This window comes from Vibrio sp. JZG120, from assembly GCF_053890955.1.
The window spans coordinates 125,568-147,336 of the sequence record NZ_JBSRRK010000008.1 but is presented as its reverse complement, the minus strand read 5'-3'; the positions used below and the strand labels follow the sequence as shown (position 1 = coordinate 147,336).

The window sequence follows — 21,769 nt, the reverse complement described above, 5'->3', positions numbered from 1 at the left end:
TTAATAATTTAGTTTTAAGGTGAGTAAGATGAAAAGATGGTCGGAAGAGAAAGCGTGGCAATGGCAAAAAGAGCATGGCTGGCTACGTGGCTTTAACTATTTACCGCGCACAGCGGTTAACTGGAATGAGATGTGGCAAGCGGAATCTTTTGCACCTGAGGTGATGGAACAAGAGTTAGCTTGGGCGCATGATGTGGGTTACAACACTTTACGTACCAACTTACCATTTATAGTTTGGCAAGCGGATCGCGATGGTTTACATGCGCGAATTGAGCGCTTTCTGGATATTTGCGAACGCAATCAAATCAAAGTGATGCTCACGCCGATGGATGACTGCGGTTTCTCGGGCGACCATCCTTATCTTGGTGAACAAAAAGCGCCCGTACCGGATTTGCACAACAGCCAAGCAGCAGCAAGTCCTGGTCGCAATGTGGTGATGGACAAATCTATGTGGGGTGAGGTCGAAGCGTATATTCGCGACATCATCTCTACCTACAAAAATGACCCTCGAATCGTTATTTGGGATCTCTATAACGAGCCAACCAACCGCATGATTTTCACCACTACGGGTGAGATCGCTTACGACGAAGAAATGGAAACCTTTAGTCATGAGCTGATGGAAAAAGCGTTTGAGTGGGCACGTGAAGAAAACCCAACTCAGCCTCTCACCGTTGGCGCTTGGCATGCGCCAAGCATTCTTGACCGAAGCCTACCGATTTATGAACACCCAACCGATCGCAAAGCGATGGAGCTATCGGACATCATTACTTTCCACGCTTACTTACCACTCGATCTGTTCCATGAAGCCGTTGAAATTGTAGAAAGCTACAACCGACCAATGATGTGTACTGAGTGGCTTGCTCGTCATGCGCAATCGTACATGCACGAACAGCTTCCGGTCTTTAAACAGAAAAACATTGGCTGCTACCAGTGGGGATTAGTGAAAGGAAAAACACAAACGCATCTGCCTTGGCCAGAGATAAAACGTAGCGATGCAAACTATGCGAGTCAATGGTTCCACGATTTGCTTGATGAGCAAGGACAGCCGTATGACGCAAGCGAAGTGCAATTGATCAAAACACTCGCAGAAGTGGATTAATTGCCTGTGAGCCGACTCTGAGAAATGGGTCGGTTTCTTATTTACAATAAAATCAATTGAGACGTGAACAATGACTACTCTACAAAACAAACTCACCAATAAGGAGCTGATGTCTTACTTCGGCTATGGGGTAGGCCAGTGCTTTAGCTTTGGTCTAGTCGGCTCTTTTATTCTTTATTTCTATACCGATATTTTGGGCATTTCTCCAATTGCGGCGAGTACGATTTTTTTGATTGCTCGTGTGTGGGATGCGGTGAACGATCCGCTCATTGCCGGATACATGGACACGCTAGACTCTCGCTTTGGTAAATTCCGCCCTTACATGCTGTTTACGCCGATTCTGATTGTTCTGGTCACGGTTGCCGCGTTCTATAACATTGATGCTGATACGTCGACAAAAGTGATGTATGCCGGTATCACTTACATTCTTTGGGGTACGCTTTACACCATTTCTGATGTGCCGTTTTGGTCTATGTCTTCTGTTATGACGGATGAACCGCAAGAGCGAGCAAAAGCGGCAACTTGTGCCATGTTAGGGGTGAATGCAGGTATTGGTGCAACTTTGGTTGTGTTCCCGAAACTGAGCGCTTACTTCGCTGATGGCCGAGCAGATCAGGGTTACTTACCAGCTGTGATTGTGTTGATGATCGCGGGTTTGTTCTTCATGCTGAACGGTTTTTATAACACCAAAGAACGCATCTCGACGAAGAGCTGTGAAAAAGTCACGCTAAAACAAACCTTTCAAGCCGTTCGTAAAAACAAGCCGTTGTTTTTTATTCTGGCAGCGTTTTTCATGAATGTGTTTTTCAATCTAGTGAATGGCCTGTACATTTTCTTCTTCACATACAACATGGGGGACGCAGGGTTAGTCTCTCTGATTGGTACCATCACTTTGGTAAGTGCGATTGCGTGTTTGGCTACGCCAGTGCTGACGAAGCGTTTCAAAAAACGTGACATCTTTATTGCGCTGTGCGTTTTAGAGATCATCGCTCGCATTGGGTTCTATTTTACTGGCTATGATAATCCAACGGTCGTGATGGCGTGGTTAGCGGTGATCACAGGCATCTTTATGATGACTAACCCTCTTATCTCGGCCATGATTGCAGATACAGTTGAGTACTCTTACTACCACAGCGGCAAACGTACCGCGGCGATCACGTTCTCGGGACAGACCTTTACAGGCAAACTCTCTGTTGCGGTAGCGGGTGGCTTAACGGGGGTTATCTTGACGATGATTGGCTATGTACCAAATGCGGTGCAAACGGAAACCGCGCTCAGTGGCATGTTCTTCTGTATTGCGTTGCTACCCGCATTGGGAGCTTTAGTGCGCATCTTTATTATGTCTCGCTACACATTTACCGAAGACCAACACGCGATTTTACGAGAAAAATTACAGCGTGGTGAGTTTGCGCAAGGCGTTGACGTGAAGTCTGCAAAACCGAACGAAGCCTTGAGCTAGAGTCCATATCGTCTCGACAAGTGCTCAAAGAAAAAGCCTGCTCAATAACCTGAGTGGGCTTTTCGTTTTCAATTTACAGGTTATCCACCATCAACAACGCTCAACAGAATTTCTTCGTACTAAAGTTGGGCTAAAAATAATGGTTTCATCTTCAATTTTTTCGTCACGAGATAGAGCCAAAGCCAAACGGGCGGCGCGTTCTGCCATCATCTCGATTGGGTAGCGAATAGTAGTCAAGCTAGGGTGAACAAAGCGGGCGATCAAACCATCATCGAACCCGACCATAGAAACCTTACTTGGTACGTCAATGCCATTTTGATCCAACGCTGCCAGTGCGCCAGCGGCCATGTAGTCGTTGTAGGCCACCACTCCAGTAATCTCCAAAGATTTGGTTAACAGGTTGGTCATCGCAACTTCGCCACCATCACTGTTGGGCTCACCGTATTCGATGTAGCTTTTGGAGAGTTCAATACCATGTTCTTTCAATGCGGCTTGGTAACCTTGCAATCGCTCATCGGTATCTTCGATATCGTGGGATGAGGCAATGCAAGCGATTTTGCGATGCCCGTGACGAATCAAATATTCTGTCGCGAGGAATGCCCCCTTGCGGTTATCAAGGGAAATACAGCGTTCAGCCAGCTCTGGGATATGACGATTGATAAGCACCATACCTTTTACTTCTTGGGCGTAGCCAATTAGCTCCTCATCAGATAATCCTTTCGAGTGGATGACTATTGCATCGCAACGGCTGTTGATCAGCAATTCTAGGGCTTGACGCTCATCATCTGGATTGTGATACCCGTTGCCAATCAAGATATGTTTGCCATTTTCGCGCGCGATATTATCGACGGATTTGACCAGCGTGCCGAAGAAAGGATCGGACACATCACTCACCAACACACCCATGGTATTTGTGCTTTGGCTCACCAGTGCACGAGCTGCGGCATTGGGTCTGTAACCCAATTTGCTCATTGCTTTGGTGACCGACTCTACCGATGATTGACTGGCTTTTGGGGACTTGTTGATCACGCGAGAAACCGTTGCGACCGAAACACCGGCTTCTTTCGCGACATCCTTGATCGTTGCCATATAGAACCTTTAGTGGCTAAAAATTTTGACTGGAAGTATTAAACACCCATTGTGTAATAAGTGCAATTTGATAGGGAATTTGCTTTCGGAAATGAGATCTTTACCACTTGTATTTATTAAGCTTACTGATAGTGTAAACGTTATCTTTTTAGTAAAATTTTACTGAGGTTTTAATTATGGAAAATATTGCTTACTCTGATTTTGCCAAACTGGAAATTCGTATCGGAAAAATCATTGAAGTGGCTCGTCATCAAAATGCAGACAAGCTGTACATTGTGCAAATTGATATTGGTGAAAAAACACTGCAAACCGTAACCAGCTTAGTACCTCATTACACAGAGGAAGAGTTGATGGGCAAACAAGTGGTCGTGTTGTGTAATCTTGCCAAAGCCAAAATGCGCGGCGAAACCTCAGAATGTATGTTGTTGTGCGCAGAAACTGATGATGAGTCCGAAAGTGTGTTGCTAACGCCAGAAAGAGCGATGCCGACTGGGGTGAGAATTGTTTAATCAGTTCACTGGTCGCTCTATTGTAAAAACAGCTCTTAGTTTAGAGCTGTTTTTACAGATGGGATTGAGCTACGAATTTTGGGCAATCAGATTATCAATCAACTCGTAATGATGCTCTTGCACGCCTGCAAGGTTGCCATATTTAGGTTGGTGGCGGTCATTTTCTTTTGCGTGTTGCCAGCCAATGGTGTGACGCACGAAATGCTCTGCAAACGCATGAGATACTTCTAAGCAACCTGCTAGCACGGTATCGACATAGCTTTGCATGATTGGGCTTTTTACGCACGGTGGTAATGGCTCGTCTTTTACGTAAACCCAGATGCTATGTTCTTGGTTAAAGTTCGCGTCCGATTCGATTTGATCTGGCTGAATTTGAATACGATGATAACCACGCTCACGACGATCGAATTCTGCGAGAGCCTCTTCATTCACTTCGAGTAAAACGCCGTTGACCTGCCCATCGCCTTGGTTTACAACCAGAGGAGACAGAGTGTAGCTGTCATCAATCTTTCCCCAGTAGCGCACCAGTCCATGAGCAATGACGGGAATGGCTTCTCCCGTTTGTCCGGTTAACTTACGTGACGCAGAATTAATCAAACTGCCATAGCCAAATATGTACATCTTCGTTGCATCCCTTAACTGATGGTTGTGTCTCTCACCGTTTATACCTAACCCGCCTCTGAAGCACAACTTTACCTCTTAAGTATAATCTTAACTCTTAACATGTATTTTTCATGCATGTTTGTGGTAGCATCAATATTGTAGTTGAGTTAACCAGCATCAAGAGACGCTTGAGGGCAAGATAATGCTGAATATCACCGATAAAAAAGTGGAAGAAAAAATCCCCGCATGGCTGCGATTAGGCTTTCGGCCGTTTTTTATGTTTGGGTCGATTTACGCCATTGTTGCGATCGCGTTGTGGGTGTGGATGTTCCAGAGCGGACAGCCAAACGCATTAGCTGTACCGGCATTATGGTGGCACGTACATGAAATGTTGTTCGGCTTTTCGATGGCGATTGTGGTTGGTTTTGTACTGACCGCGGTACAAAACTGGACTGGCATTAATGGCACCAAGCATTACACGCTTTTGGTCTTATTTGGCTTATGGATCGCGCCCCGAATATTGCTTTGGACGTCAGCGCCGTTATGGTTAACCAGCAGCATTGAAGCGGTATTTTTGTTGTTTGTTGCCTATGAGGTAGGCATTCGTGTTTATCGAGCCAAAGGTTGGCGTAATCTGTTTTTTGTACCACTGTTTCTTTTGGCCATTTTTGCGAACTTTGCAAGCTACGCAACAATAAAAGGCATGCCGCCGTTTAGTTCTTCTGCTGTATGGCAGGCGATGTTGTGGTGGTTTACGCTGTTATTGTCGGTCATGGGCGGACGTGTGATTCCATTCTTTACTGCGCGTCGATTTAATTTCGAAAAAGCGCAACCACTGGCTTGGTTAGAATGGTTCGCGAACTTGCCGTTGGTAATGCTATTTGTGCTGAGCTTTTTCCCTGTGACGTTTGCAGAGCTAGGTAATCCTTTGATGCTGTTTGCAGGTGTTGCTCAGCTGGTGCGTTTTGTTCGCTGGAAACCTTGGTTAACGCTGAGCGAGCCTTTAGTGTGGTCGCTGCATGCTGCGTATTTGTGTTTGCCACTAAGCTTAATTTTGCGAGGCACTTGGGGAGATGCATTTGCCAGCCATAACCTGATTCACCTGTTTGCGGTAGGTGCATTAGGCGGCTTGATTTTAGCGATGATCGCACGCGTGACGATGGGACATACTGGTCGCATGATCTACAAAGGTCCGAACATGAGCCTTGCGTTTGCGGCGATTACCGCGGCAGCTTTGGTTCGCAGTTTTGCCGTGATATTTGATCCTGCCAATATGATGCTGTGGATTAACATCAGTGGCGGATTGTGGATTTTCGCATTTGGCCTGTTTGTTTGGCGCTTTGGCGTGATGCTTATTACCCCTCGCGTTGATGGTCATCCCGGATAGGGCGCTAATGTGAGTAGAGAAAGAGGAGCCGCGCGCTCCTCTTTTGATTTTTGTTCTTTATAGGATTAGCGCTTATTCGTCTTCGTCGTCCGTTTTATTCGTGAACCCCAAGCGTTTGAATAGCCACCACTCTAGAGCAAAGATGACAATTAAAGCGATACAGAACCAGGTGAACGCCATGGCGGATTCCACGCCTGGCATACCGCCAATGTTGATGCCAAGCAAACCTGTTAGGAAGCTGGTTGGCAAGAAAATAGTCGCCACCAAGGTAAATAGATAACTGTTTTTATTAGTTTTCTCGTCACGATGATGTTTGATTTCTTCTTGAAAGAGAGCGACTTCTCCAAGATAAAACTCAAGTGTTTCATTTATGCGCGTAATATTATTGTGGGCGAAGCGATATTGATGGGGCCTTAAAGCCACCAGCTCGGACTCTGATTCAACGAGATCACGAATAGCATATTGCTGAGGGCGAATAAAACGTTTGATGGAGATAAGCGCTTTTTGAGTCGCCATATGCTTGTACGTCGATTCATCATTCACATCAAACTGGTTTAACGTCTCTTCAATCGTATCGAGGTAAACGTCTATTTTGCTATTTAATCCTTCAATAATCTGATGAAGTAAACCAGCAAGGCTTTTCGGACCTTTGTGTTCCGCCAATGCTTGACGAATTTCCATGATGGCACGCGATGGGATCTTACGTGTTGAAATCAGTGCCCCTTGAAAATAGAGAATTCGAATACTGAGCATGTCTTCTGGTGAAGCATCGCCATTCATATTGACGCCTCGTAAAATCAACATGAAGTTCTCGTCATCCAAAGGGTGGAAAGACGGTCGGCTTTCGTCGGCTAACAGGTGATCAACAGTGGCACGTGGCACTTGGTTTTGTTCTAGCCAGCCCCGAATATCGGGATGCAGCCGCTCACAATGGTACCAATGTTTGGCTTGAATCTGCTCCGCCGTTGTGGATTGCTGAGTTGCTTCTGGGGTTGAAAAATCCCAATGTTCAATCATAAAACCCATTTTCTTTTTCCTTGTCTGAGCCTTTCCCCAAATAACTCGGAAAGAGCCTGTGCTCTTCCGCTGCATTATTTTCCGGGAAGTGCATCAGTGATAACGTTCTGAACCCAGCGCCATGAAGTTATTCAGGGATAATTATTTAAATGAGTATGATTGCATTTAACGCTAAATGTCTATGAATAGTTGCTCTTATTTGTAATCAAGTGAAGCAAGCCAAAGTGTGGTGTAAAAACAGCAAAATAAAAAAGCCTGCAGCGAGGCAGGCTTTCTAGTGGGGAGGGGAGGAGCAGCTAGCCAACTTGAGAAAGATTAACCACTTTCTGCTGTAGCTTTTCTTTTAAATAGTCCGATAAAGCCAGCTTTTCTTCGTCGTTCATGTACAGACCAAGCTTGGTACGACGCCACAAAATGTCTTCATCGGTCATTGCCATTTCATGGTTCATTAAGTAGTCGATCTCACGTTGGTAAACACCGCCGGCTTGCGATGAGAACGCGTGTCCAAGGTCAGCTTCGCTTGCTGTGCCTTCCATTAAGTTCCACGTTTGGGTACCAAATTGTGTCACGTAACGAAGAATCAATGCTTCTGGCGCCCAAGCGTATTTAGCATGAATTTGTTTAGCTAATTGTTCACGACTACAGCTGAAGTTACCACCAGGTAGGGTTTGATTTGCCGTCCAGTCGCTTCCCATCTCTGGTAGGAAAGGAGCCAGCTTTTTCATTGCCGCTTCACCCAGCTTACGGTAGGTCGTCAGCTTACCACCAAAGACAGAAAGCAGAGGTGCATGGTCGTACTCCGCATCGAGTTCTAGCGTGTAGTCTCGTGTGATCGCTTGCGGAGAGTCAGATTCATCGTCACATAAAGGACGAACACCGCTGTATGTCCAAACCACATCTTCGCGAGTCAGCTGGTGGACAAAGTGTTGGTTTACGATGTCGATGAGGTAATCGACTTCGTCATCTGAGATTGCCACTTCGCGTGGGTCACCTTTGTATTCCACATCTGTTGTACCAATGATTGAGAACTTATCTAAGTAAGGAATCATAAATACGATGCGGTTGTCTTTGTTTTGAAGAATGTAGGCTTGCGGTTCGTTGTGGATACGAGGAACAACGATGTGCGAGCCTTTGATTAAGCGAATGTTACGAGGAGAGGCTTGCTCTAATCCATCATCAAAGAACTGTTTTACCCAAGGGCCAGCTGCGTTTACTAGTGCTTTTGCTTTGCGTTCGAAACGTTGGTCTGTCATCACGTCATGAATTGTGACATGCCAGATACCACCTTCACGGTGTGCTTTTTCTACGCGGCAGTAGTTACGTACTTCTGCATGGTTTTCACGAGCAGCCAGAACGTTAAGTAATACTAAACGCGCGTCATCAACCCAACAGTCAGAGTATTCGAAACCGGTTTTCATTTCTGGTTTTAGCAAGCCCGATTTCGCTAAGTTGACGGTTTTGCTGCCTGGCAGAGTCGTACGTTTACCCAAGTTATCGTAAAGGAACAGACCACAGCGAATCATCCAAGCTGGGCGTAGGAATGGGCGATGAGGCAAACGGAAACGCATTGGTAGTGCAACGTGAGGCGCTTTGCGAAGAATAACTTCACGTTCTGCGAGCGCTTCCGAAACCAAACGAAACTCGTAGTGTTCAAGGTAGCGTAAACCGCCGTGGATCAGTTTAGAACTTGCCGAAGAAGTAGCGGACGCGAAGTCACTTGCTTCGTATAAGCCAACACTCAAACCGCGGCCAGCTGCGTCTGCCGCAATACCAGCCCCGTTAATGCCGCCACCAATTACGATCAAGTCTAAGGTAGTGGATGAGCTAGTAGTGGAAGCATTTTTTTGTATACTCATAAATTTGACCTCTTGGTGAGCGAACGAGCATTTTAGAACATGATCTAATCCTAGCTTAGGTTTCGTTTGTGATCATCTATTATTTTCGTTTGTGAGCGTTTTGTGTGATTTAGGCACAAAAAAACCTCTGCCTAATTAAGACAGAGGTCATTTGAGAGGCAAATTAATGATTGGAACTACTCGTTTTCGAAGTTTGTCTCGTTCGCTTCAACGACTTCAAGTGGAATTGAAGCTTCTTTTAAAATCGACAAGATTTCTTCTGGTGGCTGCTTGTTGGTAAAGATCATGTTGAGCTGAGCGATATTGCCTAGCTTCACCATGGCATTGCGCCCGAACTTGGTGTGGTCGACAGCAAGAAATACACTGCGGCTGTTGTCGATGATCGCTTGTTTGACTCTTACTTCGTGATAATCAAAATCCAGCAGTGAACCATCGAAGTCGATACCACTGATGCCAAGAATGCCAAAGTCGAGACGGAACTGTTTAACGAAGTCGAGAGTGGCTTCTCCAACAATGCCGCCATCGCGACTTCGAACTTCACCGCCTGCTAAGATGACTTTGATCTCTGGGTTGGGGAAGAGAATGGTTGCCACGTTGATATTGTTGGTAACCACGCGTAGCTGTTTATGGTTTTTATTGAGCGCTCGCGCAACCGCTTCTGGTGTGGTGCCGATATCAATAAATAGAGTCGCGCCATCAGGAATGTGCTTGACCACCTCGTCTGCAATGACATCTTTTTCATTGAAGTTGAGCGCTTTACGCGTGTTGTAAGATGTGTTTTCAGAACTGAGAGGGATGGTTGCACCACCGTGATAACGACGAATTTTGTTGTCGTCGGCGAGTTCATTAAGATCGCGTCGGATGGTTTGTGGGCTGACATTGAATCTTTCTACCAACTCATCCGTGCTGACATAGCCTTGTTTTTTCACCAACTCAACAATCTGTTGGTGTCGAGGTATTTGCTTCACTTACCACTCCCTTGTGCATTGGTAACGGCCAATGCTTCAAATTCGAAGCTCTATTGTGCTCGAATTTGCGCGTTGTGAGAAGTAAGCGAGTTCAGGAATCAGGGGCAAAGCGCAAAAAAGAGCGCACAAATGGCGCTCTTTTTTCGTATGGAGGTGAGATTAATCTTCTTCGTCGTGAAGCTCAGACCAGGTTTGCGCACATTTCACTGCGCGTTTCCAACCCTTGTAACGACGATTGCGCTTTTCTTCATCATCGTGCGGCTCAAACGTGCGATCAAGCACCGCTTTATTCTGCAACTCGTCAATGCTGTCCCAGTAACCCACGGCAAGACCTGCAAGGTAGGCTGCACCAAGAGCGGTAACCTCTGTTACTTGAGGGCGGTGTACTTCTGTATTCAATACATCTGATTGGAACTGCATTAGGAAGTTATTCGCTACCGCACCGCCATCGACGCGAAGATTCGCAAGTTTAATACCTGAGTCGGCTTGCATCGCATCCAGTACGTCACGAGTTTGGTAAGCGATGCCTTCCAAAGTCGCACGGATAATGTGGTTTGAGTTCACGCCGCGAGTAAGGCCGACAATCGTGCCACGTGCGTAGGCATCCCAGTATGGTGCGCCTAAACCAGTAAAGGCAGGCACGACATAAACGCCGTTTGAGGTATCCACTTTGGTTGCGAAGTATTCAGAGTCTTCTGCACCGTTTAGGATTTTCAATTCATCACGTAGCCATTGGATAGAAGCACCACCCATGAATACGGCACCTTCAAGTGCATAAGCAGGCTCACCTTTAGGACCACAAGCCAAAGTTGTAAGTAGGCCGTGCGTCGAAGTGACTTTTTCTTGGCCCGTATTCATTAGCAAGAAACAACCCGTGCCGTAAGTGTTTTTCGCCTGACCCGCTTCAACACACATTTGGCCGTAAAGCGCAGCTTGTTGGTCACCAGCAATACCAGAAATAGGAATACGAGTACCGCCTTTACCACCAATGTTGGTCTTACCGTAAACTTCCGATGAGCGTTTCACTTCTGGCATCATAGACGCTGGGATACCAAGCTCATCTAACATTTTCTGATCCCAACATAGATCGTTGATGTTAAATAGCATGGTACGCGATGCGTTAGTGTAGTCGGTCACGTGAACGCGGCCTTGAGTCATCTTCCAAACTAACCAAGTATCGACGGTACCGAACAACAGCTTGCCTGCTTCTGCGTCTTCGCGCGCGCCTTCAACGTTGTCCAGAATCCATTTCACTTTGGTACCTGAGAAGTAAGGGTCAAGCACCAAACCAGTGTTGTCACGTACGTAGTTTTCTAGACCACGCGCTTTTAAATCTTCACAGATGTCAGCAGTACGGCGACATTGCCATACGATCGCATTGTAAACGGGTTTGCCTGTTTCTTTATTCCAGACGATGGTAGTTTCACGCTGGTTAGTAATACCGATAGCCGCCAATTGGTCGCTACGGATGCCAGACTTAGCTAGAGCTTCTACCAACGTAGAGCTTTGTGTTGCCCAGATTTCCATTGGGTCATGTTCTACCCAACCTGCCTCTGGATAAATCTGAGTAAATTCGCGCTGTGCGACGCTTACGATGTTCGCGTCATGATCAAGAATTACTGCGCGAGAGCTTGTCGTACCTTGGTCTAGGGCAACAATGTATTTTTGCTCAGTCATGGTAAGAATCCTTTTGTTTCGTTATTTATATTTTAGTAAATGTTCGAGTTGCGTCAGTTTTAAGCTCTAGCTTCTTCTGTTTCTTCTTCCGTCTCACATTGGTTTGGAATTGTACAGCCGTGGCCTTGTTGTGGAAGGTAAGCCGCAATCGCTTTTGGATACAACCAACCACCAAAACACGCACCTGCAATCGGAGCAAGTAAAGGCACGATAAAGTAAGGAATGTCTTTAGCACCTGTCAGAGCATAATCCCAGCCTGCGAAGTAAGCGAACAGTTTCGGTCCAAAGTCGCGCGCAGGGTTCATCGCGAAGCCAGTTAGTGGACCAAGAGAACCACCGATCACGGCAATCAAAATACCGATTAACAGCGGGTTCATTGCGCCTCGTGCTGCGCCGTTATTTTCATCGCCCAAAGCCAAAATCGCAAACATCAGCACGGCAGTGATAACGAATTCCACAGCAAAAGCGCCAAAGAAAGAGAGGGAAGCATGTGGATAGGTTGAGAAGATACCAGCGGTTGCTAGTGCATCTTGGCTACTGCGGACGAAGTTATGTGCGATTTCGTAGTCGGTGAAAAGGTTGCTGTATAAGCTGTAAACCAACGCAGCAGAGCAGAATGCGCCAAGCATTTGGGCGATGATGTATGGCACCACTTTCGCCTTATCAAAACCATGGAACATAGCGAGTGCGATGGTTACCGCTGGGTTGATGTGCGCGCCTGAAACGCCGGCAGTACAGTAAATAGCGATGGCGACACCTAGGCCCCATACAATACTGATTTCCCATTGTCCAAATGATGCGCCTGTTAGAACTAAGGCTGCGACACAGCCTACGCCGAAGAAGATAAGTAGTCCTGTACCGATAAACTCGGCCAAACATTCTCCGAGCAGAGAGGGGTGTTTGTTCGTTGTCATGTTAAAAGTCCTTTGATCATTTTTGCCTGTCTAGCACGATACTATTGTGCACATATAAACGTTTGCGAAAACAAACGCGCGTTAAAAATGAGCGTTTGAGCATAAAATTGTTAATCAAAGTCTTCGTTTTTGTTAAATGGCGCATCTTTTAATCGAAAAAGAAAACAACGAAAAGAACTTCTTTGCTACGAAGTGTGTTTTGGAAGCGCTCAAATTACCGATGTGAAAAAGAATGCACAACTGGTAAGAGGAGTTTTGTGAAGCTGCTACGTGCTTGGGGATTTATTACTCAGATTTTGCGTAGTAATTAACCCTAAAGAGGTAAGGTGAGGTCAAGTACATCAAGGACTAGCGGTGATATAAGAAAATGCGTTGCTATGTTTATATCTCGAGAGGAACTTGTTATCCAAATTAGTGTTAATTATGAAAATGGAGAGGAAAATAAATATGGTTTATGTCTTGTGTTCGTGAATCACTGTCTAGGTTTGAGTTCAGATAACATTAGTTTTGTTATTTCGTTTGATACTAAGCGCGAACATTTTTCATCTTTTTAGTTATTTAGTGGTTTCGCGTAACAAGGATGGATGTGAAACACCCTTTTTACGGTTAATTTGTGTTCTTATTCGAGCCTTTGTTTCATTGGTTTCGAATTGGAATGCTCAAATGAGAGGTTGAAACATCAGTTTCATATTAACTAATTATGAGTAAAGTTGAACGATGGTCTAATTAATGCGCTCTAATTTACTGTATTTACTTATATTTAATTCATGTGCAACATTTGTCACAGAAATAAAATCCTAACTCAATACAATTCATGAACTTTCGAACGAAGATTTTTTTGTTTCGTTCGCTCCTTTTGTGTTTTTTTACCATCGCATACAAAATAATGAGGTTCCTATGTTTGGAATATTCAAACCTAAGGCGCACATTGATCGTCTGTCCCCAGGCAGTATCGATAGCACCTACTCTCGCCTCCGTTGGCAACTCTTTATCGGTATATTTGTTGGCTACGCCGGTTACTATTTGGTTCGTAAAAACTTCAGTTTGGCGATGCCTTATCTTATCGAGCAAGGCTTTAGCCGCGGTGACTTAGGTGTCGCGCTGGCAGCTGTTTCCATTGCATATGGTCTCTCTAAATTTCTAATGGGCAGCGTTTCTGACCGCTCCAACCCTCGCTATTTCCTTAGTGGCGGCCTACTGATGTCTGCATTAGTGATGTTTTGCTTTGGCTTTATGCCATGGGCGACTGGCAGCGTCACTGCGATGTTCATTTTGCTTTTCTTGAACGGTTGGTTCCAAGGCATGGGGTGGCCCGCATGTGGACGAACCATGGTGCACTGGTGGTCACGTAAAGAGCGTGGTGAGATCGTTTCGGTTTGGAACGTGGCACACAACGTGGGTGGCGGTTTGATTGGTCCACTATTTATTCTTGGCCTGTGGGCATTTAACGATGATTGGCGCACTGCATTTTATGTCCCTGCATTTTTCGCCACGTTGGTTGCTGTGTTTGTTTGGATGACGGTTCGCGATACGCCTCAATCTTGTGGTTTGCCACCGATCGAAGAGTATAAAGACGATTATCCTGATGACTATGACAAGTCGCACGAACAAGAAATGACAGCCAAGGAAATCTTCTTTAAGTATGTATTCAACAACAAGCTGCTTTGGTCGATTGCAATTGCAAACGCATTTGTTTACCTAATTCGTTACGGCGTACTGGACTGGGCACCTGTTTACCTAAAAGAAGCGAAGGATTTCTCGGTAGATAAATCGTCATGGGCTTACTTTTTATACGAATGGGCCGGCATTCCAGGCACATTATTGTGTGGTTGGATTTCAGACAAATTGTTCAAAGGTCGTCGTGCACCTGCTGGCATCTTATTTATGGTGCTAGTGACCGTTGCAGTGATGGTTTACTGGTTTAACCCTGCTGGTAACCCAATGGTGGACATGATGGCACTGATTGCAATTGGCTTCCTAATCTATGGTCCGGTTATGCTGATTGGCTTGTACGCACTTGAACTCGCTCCGAAGAAAGCCGCTGGTACTGCTGCTGGTCTTACTGGTTTATTTGGATACTTAGGTGGGGCAGTTGCCGCAAACGCGATTCTGGGCTACACGGTAGACCACTTTGGCTGGGATGGTGGCTTTATCATCTTAGTGGGTTCTTGTATTACTTCTATTGTGTGTTTGATGTACGCCTTCTTAGGTGAGCGTGCGCACCACGAGCAAAAAGAGCGCGAAAAGGAAGCGCTAGCGTAATATTTATTTAAAGAGGCAGTGGAATACTGCCTCTTCGCTTTATCAAGGAAATAACAATGAAAACAAAGTCAGTATGTCTTACTTTTTTAGCACTTAGCCTCTCAGCTGGTGCGATTGCGAAACCGCTTGTAATTGCACACCGTGGCGCATCGGGTTACTTGCCTGAGCACACGCTAGAAGCCAAAGCGCTTGCTTACGCAATGAAACCTGACTACATAGAGCAAGATGTGGTAATGACGAAAGACGACCAGTTGGTCGTGTTGCATGACCATTATCTAGATCGTGTAACGGATGTTGCGGAGCGTTTTCCTGATCGCGCACGCAAAGACGGTCGCTACTACGCGATTGATTTCACACTGGCGGAAATCAAATCGCTGCGAGTAACTGAAGGCTTTAATATCGATGACAAAGGTAATAAGGTCGCTGGTTATCCGACACGATTCCCAATGTGGAAATCGGATTTTACCGTGCCGACGTTTGCTGAAGAGATTGAGCTGATCCAAGGACTTAACAAGACGTTGGGTTACGACATCGGTATTTACCCAGAAATTAAAGCGCCTTGGTTCCATCGTCATGAAGGTAAGGACATTTCTAAAGCGGTGCTTAAAGTCTTGAAGCAGTACGGTTACGACTCGCAAGACGACAAAGTTTACCTGCAGTGTTTTGATGCGAACGAACTGCAACGCATTAACAGTGAGTTGATGCCCGCAATGGACATGGATTTAAAGCTCGTTCAGCTCATGGCTTACACCGATTGGAACGAAACTATGGTGTACAAAGGCGATACAGCAACGCCATACAGCTATGATTGGATGTTCGAAGCCGACGGCATGAAGAAAGTGGCGAGTTACGCCGAAGGTATTGGACCTTGGAAGCCGATGCTGGTGGATGATAAGTCAACCAAAGACAATATCATCATCAAGCCGTTGATGAAGGCTGCAAAAGACGCTGGCTTGCAAGTGCATCCATACACGTTCCGTGCCGATCCAGGACGCATTCCAGCGTACACGGACAGTTTTGAAGGCATGATGGATGTGTACTACAACCAAGTGAAGGTGGATGGTTTGTTTACTGACTTCCCAGATAAAGCGGTCAGCTTTTTAAATCAGTAATCACGCATTTTGCTGTAAGCTAAAAAATCCCCCAACAGTTTCCTGCTGGGGGATTTTTCTTAACTATTTATTAGTTGTTTTTATGCAATTCGCTGTTCAGTTCAACTGCGCTCTTGTTTGCAAGACACTCGATTTGACCTGTTACAGAGTTACGACGGAACAGTAGGTCAGAAACACCGGCAAGATCGCGTGCTTTCACTACTTCTACTTCTTGGCCAGCAGAATCTAGCATGCGCACTTTTGAACCAGCAGTTACGTATAGACCTGATTCGATAGTACAACGGTCACCCATTGGGAAGCCAAGACCTGCGTTTGCGCCTAGTAGAGAGTTTTCACCGATGGAAACCACCACTTTTCCGCCGCCAGATAGTGTACCCATGATAGATGCACCGCCACCGATGTCTGAACCGTTACCAACAACCACACCCGCAGAAATACGGCCTTCAACCATGCTCACGCCAGTAGTACCCGCGTTGAAGTTGATGAAGCCTTCGTGCATAACAGTTGTGCCTTCGCCAACGTGTGCACCAAGACGTACGCGAGAAGTGTCTGCGATACGAACGCCAGTTGGAACCACGTAGTCCACCATTTTAGGGAACTTGTCTACGCAATCTACGCTTAGCGTACGGCCAGCTAGGCGAGCTTCGATTTGACGCTCAGCCAGCTCAGGTAGGTCGATTGGGCCTTCGTTTGTCCATGCGATGTTGTGCAACAGACCGAAGATACCATCCAGTACTGTGCCGTGTGGCTTAACTAGACGGTTAGAGATAAGTTGAAGTTTTAGGAAGCCTTCAGCAACAGATTGTGGCTGTTCATCCGTAGCTAGAATAACCAGTACAAGCGGCTGTGCTGATTCTGCTGCTTTGGTTGCGAAAGATGCGTTTGCTGCATCGCCGTTTGCTTCGAAAGCCGCCGCAAGTTCTGCGCTTTGTGCTGCAGAGATCTCGATAGCTTGGTTGCCTTGTTCGTAACCTGTTACTGCTGCTAGTGCGTTAACAAGCTCTTCATTTGGGTTAAGAACTGGGTTTGGAAAAAACGCTTCAATGATTTTGCCATCGCGGTTTTTAGTCGCTGTACCAAAGGCTAGAGAAAAGAAAGCCATAGTTGATCTCCATGTGTTGAGTCTTGTGTCTCGTCTGTTCACTGACAAGAAATAATTAAGTTGTCAGCCATCATAATGAGAGTGCTAGGGAGTTTAAAGAGGGGAAATAGATAAAGTCTGTAGATGGATACCTTTTGTCTTTTGGGAGATATGTCTGTCTGATGAGAAATGTGGTTGTGAGGTGGTCAATTAGCAGGTGTTTGTTGAAATGAAAGAAGGCGATTTGTCGTATCTGTGCTCGAAAGAAAGGGCGATCTTTCCATGATGATGTGTGCCTTCAGATATAAAAAACGCCACATGATGCGGCGTTTCTTTAACAAATGAGAGGCTTATGCAGCGTCTTCTTGCTTGTCTTCTTCTACAGATTCAAGCTTTTTTGCTTTCTTTGGTGCCGGTTTGCGTTTTGCACCCAGTGCGTAAAGCACTTCTTCTTTGTTTTGAGCGAGGTACATCGCAAGATCTTCTTGCTTACCTTCGTCTTCTAGAAGTTCACTTTTACCTAGCAGCGTGAATAGTTCGTCTGCCATGTCTAGCATTTTATCGTATGCGTCAGCTTCCGCTTTAGAGGTAAAAGTCATTTTCTCTTCTCCATTGCGTTCTACCACGTACTTGACGATTACAGCCATGGTTGGTCCCCTAACTTGGTGTATTGATACTGGCTTTTTATACAGTTTTTGACCAGTTAAGTCTAGCGACAAGCCTAAGAATGAGAGACACGTACAACTAACTGACCAGCATTTAAACTATCTCCGTTTTACTTGGAGGGCGTATTCTCTAGATAAAGGTTATTTGGTCGTTCCCAATCTTGGCAAAATTCGATAAACGTTTTGAGCAATGGGCTTTGATATTTCTCTTTATGAACCAGTAACCAGAAGCGACGTTTCATATCTAAAGGCATGTCGAGCAGTTTTACGCGGCCGTCACGAATAGCAGGTTCTGCAGACAAACGTGACAAGCAACCTAAGCCCAGCCCAGCAGATACTGAGTTGATCAACGCTTCGGTGGTATTGAGCTGAAAAGCTTCATGCCAATGTTCCAAGCGCGGCGCGACAACGCGCATAAAGAATTCGCGTGAACCAGACCCCGCCTCTCGCAATATCCATTCGCTGTTTTCTAGCTCGGTTAAGTTTACTGGCCCTTCGTGCGCGGCTGGGGAATCTGGCGCGCAAATCACGCACATTTCATCTTCGCTAAACTGGGTGGACTGCAATTCAGGATGAAGTGTTTTGCCTTCAATGAGGGCAATGTCTAACTCGTAATCGGTCAGCATGTCGCAGATTTGTGCAGAGTTAGAAATGAACAGGCTTTGGGAACGATGGTTCGTTTGCTGACGAAATTCGCTAAGCAAATAGGGCGCGACTTGGTTGCCAATGGTGTCGCTGGCACCAATGCGAAGTTGTCCCGATAGCGCTTGGTCACCATCGAAAATGCTCTCGATGTCTTTGGCTCGGTTGAGTAATTCATCCGCCAGTGGCAGCAGTTTTTGACCTTCTTGGTTCAAAATTAGTCGGTTATTAACACGATCAAACAAGTGATGGCCGATCTGTTTTTCTAATTCTGAGAGTGCCATGCTCACTGCCGCTTTCGATAAAAAGAGACTATCAGAAGCCGCTGTGAGCGTTTTGTGCTGCGTGATCGTCGTAAACACTTTCAGTTGTTTAAGAGAAATGTGACTTGCCATACCCCACCGTTAAGTAATTTTGAACGTTTGTTTTAAATAATTAGATATATCGGAACGAAGTGCAAGCGTATTATACGCTCCATCAAGAGTGAGTCTGGTTGAGGTCATCATGATTCAAAGAACAAAAGCAAAAGTAATGGGAGCACCAACTCCGATGGCGGGTTTGGCTCTTGGTATTGCAAGCTTAGGCTGGAGTTGGGAAAACTTCGCCGAATTACATGGCTACGGACAGTGGATTAGTGCGGGTATTGCGAGCGTATTGTTGGTTATATTGGCAACCAAGTTTTTGCTACATAACCATTTATTGAGAGAAGATCTTGCTCATCCGGTTGTGGGTAGCGTGGTTCCGACATTTGCGATGGGCACTATGGTGGTATCGAACTCTCTCGGCCATTTTTACCCATTGGCTGGTGATGTGCTTTGGCTGATTGCAGTGGTTCTGCACATCGTGTTCTTGGTGAGCTTTGTTTACCATCGCGCCAAAGATTTTGAATTGCACCACATGGTTCCTAGTTGGTTTGTACCGCCAGTGGGTATCATCGTTGCGGATGTGTCTTTCTCTGGAAACCCGATGTTAGCACCAGTAGCACAAGGTGCATTGATGTTTGGGATGGTGGCGTACGCGATCATGTTGCCGATGATGATTTACCGTTTCATGTTTACCCATGAAATTCCGGATGCAGCGAAACCAACAATGGCAATCATGGCAGCGCCAGCAAGTCTATCATTGGCAGGGTACTTAACGGTCACTGCGACACCATCACCAGTGATCATCGCTATGCTATTTGGTATCGCGGTATTGATGACAGCCATCATTTACCTCGCATTCTTTAAATTGCTTAGACTGCCATTTAGCCCAGGCTATGCGGCGTTCACTTTCCCGATGGTGATCGGTGCGACGGCGCTGTTTAAAATGGCGAATTGGATGGAGTTGCAAGGATTGGCTGCGCACTATGTTCAACAAGTGCGAGGCTTAGCTGGTCTTGAGTTGATTGTGGCAACATTTGTTGTCTCTTATGTGGCTTTACAATACATCAACAACTTATTGATTCAGCCACGCTTGATGCACGCTCATCACGCTTAAATAGCAGATAGGGAAAAGCCTCTTGGTCTTACAGCCAAGAGGCTTTTTTATTTCAATCGGCGTCGATGTTGGACACTAGCCTTTTTTGTAAAATCGCGACATCTCATCCAGAGAATGACGAATGATATCGACAGGAACTTTCTGTTCTTTCTCGACTTTTAACTGGCGATTCAGTTGCTGAGAGTGCCCGCCAGGATTGACCACAAGCATCAGTTCTTTGCCGACCAATGCATAGTTGTAGTAGCTGCCAGCAATATACCAATCGCGAGGGGCAGAGCTATCAAACAAGTTATGACCAACGCTGTATGAACTCGTTGTGCCTTGAACGTCAAACAGCGTATTCATCATGGTTGGCACGACGTCAAAATGGGTCGTGCGGTAATCAATTTGCTCTGGTTGACGATTTGGCATGTACACGTAAAGAGGCACATGTACTTGAACGTCACTGTAGTTACCCGTGTGGCCCCAATAGTTCATCTTATGGTCGTTAAACTCTTCACCATGATCTGATGAAATCACCACAATGGTGTTGTCTAAGTCGACGTTTTTCAGCACATCACCAATCAAGCTATCGATGTAGTACAACGAGTTCTTGTATCGATTGTGGTAAAGCGAAGCGTCAAAATCGTTGTTGAGCAAAATGTGGTCAACGCGTTCCCAGTATGGTTTGAATTTCGCAAATTCAGGTTCGGGAAATACTGTGCCGTGGGCGGCATCGTAGAACAGAAACCCAAAGTACGGTTTGTCGCTGTCCTGCTTTTGGAACTCGATGAACTTGTCTGTGATCTGCTGATCGCGCTCGACTGCTGTTTCTCCAGTTTGTCTCAGAGTCAAGTCCGACACTTTTTTGAATACCGTGCGAGAAAGTGGCGGGCTGGTGAGCGGTGCCGAGCCAAAAATGCCCATGCGGTAGCCTTCTGCTTGCAGCGTATCCATAAAAACAGGAGAGCGTTGGCTTGCGTAAAAGCTTTCCCAGTAGGTCGCGGGCAAGCTGTAAAACAGGCTGAAAATACCCGCTTGAGTTGAGTTGCCGCCGCTCATGTGTTGTGTGAAATTCACCGTTTTTTCGGCGAACTTGCTGACATTTGGCATGACTTCCGGCGTCGCATCACTATAGCGCCACGCGTCAACCAAGATAAACAAAACATTGGGCTGCTTCTCTTTGCTTTGCACTTGAATGGGCGCAAGCGGGTAGTTGAGTGAGCTACGTTCAATGTTGGTTAACTCTACGCGGTTCTTCGATGCAATGTTCTCATCCACTAGGTCGTGTTTGTAAATAAATTTACGAGCCGTCAGCGGGTAGTAAAGTGGCCAGTTATTCGAAAACTGACTGACTTCATCGTCGTAAAGCGCGTTTTTGTACGCATGAATCATCTGTGTGCTGAGCAATACAGCAAACCAGACGCTGATCAAAACGAACTTAGCTCGGCTTTGTGCCAGTTGATTACTTACCCAAACGGTACAAGCGAGCCCGATCACCAGAACGGCAACTTCACTGATGAAGATCAGCCAACTCATCCAAGAAATATCGAAGACATCACCGCCACCTTCGAAAAACATACGGATTAATAGGGCGTTGATGTGAAGTTTGTATTGCTGAAAAACGAGGATATCGACTTTAAACATGATCAATAGACAGATCGCGATAGCGATCACGATGCCTTTGAATGCTCGAGTCGGTAGAAAAGAGAGCAATAAACTCAACAACATAAATGGAAGAGCGATCAAGCCCAGCCAGCCATATTGAGTCGAAACCAAATAGTAACCTTGCAACAAGGTTAGTGGTTCATTCTGATTGTTAGACAACACAAAAGGATAACAAGCGATCGACAGATACACTGCAAAGCAAGCAAAAAAAGCAATCAGCCAAGCGCTGTTGAAAGACAGTTTGCGAAACATACTTTTTGTTTGTTTATAAATTATGGGTAGTGGGATTATAAAACAGTGTTT

At 45.8% G+C, this 21,769-nt stretch carries 18 protein-coding genes; 7 read left to right on the top strand and 11 right to left on the bottom strand.

Annotated elements, in window-relative coordinates; all coding sequences use genetic code 11:
- Positions 1–28: 28 nt before the first annotated feature.
- On the top strand, positions 29–1,099 hold the full coding sequence (locus ACWPOD_RS16885) for a cellulase family glycosylhydrolase (protein ID WP_167426285.1): 1,071 nt from the start codon (positions 29–31) through the stop codon (positions 1,097–1,099).
- A 70-nt stretch (positions 1,100–1,169) separates the two neighbouring features.
- The gene (locus ACWPOD_RS16880; protein ID WP_233059795.1) at positions 1,170–2,558 is read left to right on the top strand and encodes an MFS transporter; all 1,389 of its coding nucleotides are present in this window, start codon (positions 1,170–1,172) and stop codon (positions 2,556–2,558) included.
- A 90-nt stretch (positions 2,559–2,648) separates the two neighbouring features.
- On the opposite strand, the gene ACWPOD_RS16875 is transcribed toward ACWPOD_RS16880, so the two are convergent.
- Entirely contained in the window at positions 2,649–3,647 is a 999-nt protein-coding gene (locus ACWPOD_RS16875; RefSeq protein WP_134647114.1) for a substrate-binding domain-containing protein, read from the bottom strand.
- Positions 3,648–3,823: 176 nt separating this feature from the next.
- Between ACWPOD_RS16875 and ACWPOD_RS16870 the strand changes: the two genes are divergently transcribed.
- Entirely contained in the window at positions 3,824–4,156 is a 333-nt protein-coding gene (locus tag ACWPOD_RS16870; protein ID WP_134647116.1) for a tRNA-binding protein, read from the top strand.
- Positions 4,157–4,225: 69 nt separating this feature from the next.
- Here the strand turns inward: ACWPOD_RS16870 and ACWPOD_RS16865 are convergent, their stop codons facing one another.
- Positions 4,226–4,777, bottom strand: coding sequence for a gamma-glutamylcyclotransferase family protein (locus tag ACWPOD_RS16865; protein ID WP_134647118.1), 552 nt, complete (start codon positions 4,775–4,777; stop codon positions 4,226–4,228).
- Positions 4,778–4,961: 184 nt separating this feature from the next.
- Between ACWPOD_RS16865 and ACWPOD_RS16860 the strand changes: the two genes are divergently transcribed.
- A complete protein-coding gene (locus ACWPOD_RS16860) occupies positions 4,962–6,146 on the top strand; it encodes an NnrS family protein (RefSeq protein ID WP_134647120.1) in 1,185 nt (394 codons plus the stop codon).
- Positions 6,147–6,218: 72 nt separating this feature from the next.
- On the opposite strand, the gene ACWPOD_RS16855 is transcribed toward ACWPOD_RS16860, so the two are convergent.
- The 5 genes from ACWPOD_RS16855 to ACWPOD_RS16835 form a co-directional block, all read right to left on the bottom strand.
- Positions 6,219–7,172: a CorA family divalent cation transporter gene (locus ACWPOD_RS16855; protein WP_012841472.1), complete on the bottom strand. Its 954-nt coding sequence runs from the start codon at positions 7,170–7,172 to the stop codon at positions 6,219–6,221.
- Positions 7,173–7,459: 287 nt separating this feature from the next.
- A complete protein-coding gene (glpD, locus tag ACWPOD_RS16850; protein ID WP_006742413.1) occupies positions 7,460–9,019 on the bottom strand; it encodes a glycerol-3-phosphate dehydrogenase in 1,560 nt (519 codons plus the stop codon).
- A gap of 176 nt (positions 9,020–9,195) precedes the next feature.
- Entirely contained in the window at positions 9,196–9,987 is a 792-nt protein-coding gene (locus tag ACWPOD_RS16845) for a DeoR/GlpR family transcriptional regulator (protein ID WP_006742414.1), read from the bottom strand.
- Between the two features lie 159 nt (positions 9,988–10,146).
- Positions 10,147–11,664: a glycerol kinase GlpK gene (gene glpK, locus ACWPOD_RS16840; protein ID WP_006742415.1), complete on the bottom strand. Its 1,518-nt coding sequence runs from the start codon at positions 11,662–11,664 to the stop codon at positions 10,147–10,149.
- A 59-nt stretch (positions 11,665–11,723) separates the two neighbouring features.
- Positions 11,724–12,578 (bottom strand): MIP/aquaporin family protein, encoded by an 855-nt coding sequence (locus ACWPOD_RS16835; protein WP_046875005.1) that lies wholly within the window; start codon positions 12,576–12,578, stop codon positions 11,724–11,726.
- An 897-nt stretch (positions 12,579–13,475) separates the two neighbouring features.
- Here ACWPOD_RS16835 and glpT point away from each other — a divergent pair.
- Together glpT and glpQ are read left to right on the top strand one after the other, a co-directional pair.
- The gene (glpT, locus tag ACWPOD_RS16830; protein ID WP_006742417.1) at positions 13,476–14,840 is read left to right on the top strand and encodes a glycerol-3-phosphate transporter; all 1,365 of its coding nucleotides are present in this window, start codon (positions 13,476–13,478) and stop codon (positions 14,838–14,840) included.
- Positions 14,841–14,896: 56 nt separating this feature from the next.
- Entirely contained in the window at positions 14,897–15,952 is a 1,056-nt protein-coding gene (gene glpQ / locus ACWPOD_RS16825; protein ID WP_068864588.1) for a glycerophosphodiester phosphodiesterase, read from the top strand.
- A gap of 70 nt (positions 15,953–16,022) precedes the next feature.
- Here the strand turns inward: glpQ and dapD are convergent, their stop codons facing one another.
- From dapD to ACWPOD_RS16810, 3 genes are all read right to left on the bottom strand, one after another.
- On the bottom strand, positions 16,023–17,054 hold the full coding sequence (dapD, locus tag ACWPOD_RS16820; protein WP_134647122.1) for a 2,3,4,5-tetrahydropyridine-2,6-dicarboxylate N-succinyltransferase: 1,032 nt from the start codon (positions 17,052–17,054) through the stop codon (positions 16,023–16,025).
- Between the two features lie 329 nt (positions 17,055–17,383).
- Positions 17,384–17,680 carry a YebG family protein gene (locus ACWPOD_RS16815; protein ID WP_041852896.1) on the bottom strand — a complete coding sequence of 99 codons (297 nt, stop codon included), beginning with the start codon at positions 17,678–17,680 and terminating at the stop codon, positions 17,384–17,386.
- 128 nt (positions 17,681–17,808) lie between these two features.
- Complete coding sequence (locus ACWPOD_RS16810) at positions 17,809–18,735, bottom strand: LysR substrate-binding domain-containing protein (protein WP_134647125.1); 927 nt, start codon at positions 18,733–18,735, stop codon at positions 17,809–17,811.
- 109 nt (positions 18,736–18,844) lie between these two features.
- On the opposite strand from ACWPOD_RS16810, the gene ACWPOD_RS16805 reads away from it, so the two are divergent.
- Positions 18,845–19,819: a TDT family transporter gene (locus ACWPOD_RS16805; protein ID WP_025533968.1), complete on the top strand. Its 975-nt coding sequence runs from the start codon at positions 18,845–18,847 to the stop codon at positions 19,817–19,819.
- Between the two features lie 75 nt (positions 19,820–19,894).
- On the opposite strand, the gene ACWPOD_RS16800 is transcribed toward ACWPOD_RS16805, so the two are convergent.
- Positions 19,895–21,718 (bottom strand): DUF3413 domain-containing protein, encoded by a 1,824-nt coding sequence (locus ACWPOD_RS16800; RefSeq protein WP_134647127.1) that lies wholly within the window; start codon positions 21,716–21,718, stop codon positions 19,895–19,897.
- Positions 21,719–21,769 lie beyond the last annotated feature (51 nt).